This window comes from Desulfovibrio sp. 1188_IL3213 (assembly GCF_036763145.1).
GTDB lineage: Bacteria > Desulfobacterota > Desulfovibrionia > Desulfovibrionales > Desulfovibrionaceae > Desulfovibrio.
Genome location: NZ_JBAIYR010000420.1, coordinates 1 through 1,938, shown reverse-complemented (window position 1 = coordinate 1,938; position 1,938 = coordinate 1). Strand labels below are relative to the sequence as shown.

Annotated in this window: 2 protein-coding genes; both read left to right on the top strand. The window is 59.5% G+C overall.

The annotated features are described in order from the left end of the window. Positions 1-165 precede the first annotated feature (165 nt). A complete protein-coding gene (locus V6C16_RS12145; protein WP_333535145.1) occupies positions 166-1,401 on the top strand; it encodes a hypothetical protein in 1,236 nt (411 codons plus the stop codon). Between the two features lie 288 nt (positions 1,402-1,689). Further along, positions 1,690-1,938 (top strand): hypothetical protein (locus tag V6C16_RS12140; RefSeq protein ID WP_333543317.1); only part of this gene is annotated, 249 nt, incomplete at its 3' end.

The window sequence follows — 1,938 nt, the reverse complement described above, 5'->3', positions numbered from 1 at the left end:
CACGAACTGCTGCACGGCAGGCGCGATGGCACGCGCCCGCTGCTGAGCTGGCGGCCTTCGGCGGTATGGGCCACGGGCCTGGCCTGTCTGGCGTTCGTGACTCTTATTCTGGTGTCGCGCAAGGCGACCTTCCTGTACTTTCAATTCTAGAGGGGCGGAAACATCATGAGCAAAATTCTCACCGAAGCCGCCTACCTCAACCGTTATTTCCGCGTATTGCTGCTTCTTGCCGTGGCGGCCTGTCTGCTGGTGCTGCCCTATACCATGTGGTGGCTCTACAAAAGCGGCGATGTGGCCGTGGAGCGCGCCGTGGCAGACCAGTCCGCCGGACGCTTTGCCATTTTCGGCTCCGGCGTTTCACAGGATTTTGTGGACTACAAGCTCCAGCTGTATGCCAAGGTCAAACCGGAAATTGCCGCGGTCGGTTCTTCGCGCGTCATGCAGTTCCGCTCGGCCTACTTCCGCAAAACCTTTCTCAACGTGGGCGGCACTGCGGGCAATCTTTCAGTATTGCGCTCCACCATCGACGCCATGCTGGCCGAGCACAGGCCCGAGGCCCTCATCATCGGCCTGGATTTCTGGTGGTTCATGCCCCAGTGGCATCCCGATCCTTTCAAGGACGAGCCGCCCACCAGCGGTTCCTACAACTACGGGCTTGAAAGCCTGAAAAAACCCTGGGCATGGCTGCTGGAAGGCAAGATCTCGCTTCATGACCTTATTGCTCCCGTACTGCTGGAATCAGCCGGAGGCTTTCGCGCGGGACGTTACGGCATCATGGCGCAACAAACCGACGACGGTTTCGGTCCTGACGGTTCCTGGTACTATACCGCCGAGACCACAGGGCAAAAGCGCCCCTTTGACTACCAGTTTGAAGACACACTCACGCAGGTGCGGCACGGCATCAAGGCATTTTTCCATGCCCGGCCCCTTGAGGGCAGCCGCGATCCCGGCGGCATAAGCACCGCCCATGTGGACGCCTTTGCTGAAATCTACTGCCGCCTCAAGTCGCGGGGTATCGCCACCTTTGTCTTTATTTCGCCCCTGTCGGTAAAAGTGCTGGACGCCATACGCCAGCGCGAAGCCGACTATCCCCACCTTTTTCATCTCAAAGAAGCCCTGTTGGCACGCGGCATAGAAGTAGTCGATTTTACGGACCCGCGCACCTTCGGCTCCAGCGACTGCGAATTTGTTGACGGCTTCCACGGCGGCGAAGTAACCTATGCCCGCATGCTGCGGGATATGGCCGACCGCTGGCCCGCCCTGCTGGCCTATGTGAATATGGAAAAAATCAATGCGGCCATCCGCGACTGGCGCGGCCACGCCCTGGTTTTTGATGAACGCGTGACCGACAAGGCGGAAACGGACTTTAACAAATTTAACTGCCCCAAGCGCAAGCCCTAAAAAATACTGCGCCAACACCGCGCCAAGAACGGCTTTTGCCCTTGTGCCGCAAAAACGGCTGCTGCGGAAACCGCGCCTTTTTTCGACGCCTACGGCAAAATCAGGTATGCATCGGCACCGGCACAGGACAAATAACAGCCATATGCCCGCCGCAGATTGCGCCGGGCCACGGCGTTGCGCCCATGCGCAAAACACGCGCCTTCCGGGCGACCTCGGCGGGTACACGCCGTGACACGCGCAGCCCGGCCAAAAACGCAAAAACAGACAAGACGTAAACGGAACAGATATATGCGCCGGGACAAACGCCACACCATAACGGCGCCCACAGGCTCCGCAATTTGCATAAACAGCCCCCGCAAGGCCCCTCTGGCCGCACTGCGGGGGCTTGCCCCTGGCGGGCTTTTTTGCTCTGCCACACCAGTGTTCAAAAACCGTCTTTTTGCCCTGCGCGGGCAATGCCTCCATGCCCTGCCTCTGCGCGCCCTCGCGCTCTTGTGCATGTTTTTTGCCGCCGCATGTATTTGGGAAGTGCGCCCG

Bases quoted from the DNA above. Each gene is read 5' to 3' on its own strand.
- V6C16_RS12145 (WP_333535145.1), top strand. From the start codon at position 166: ATGAGCAAAATTCTCACCGAAGCCGCCTACCTCAACCGTTATTTCCGC.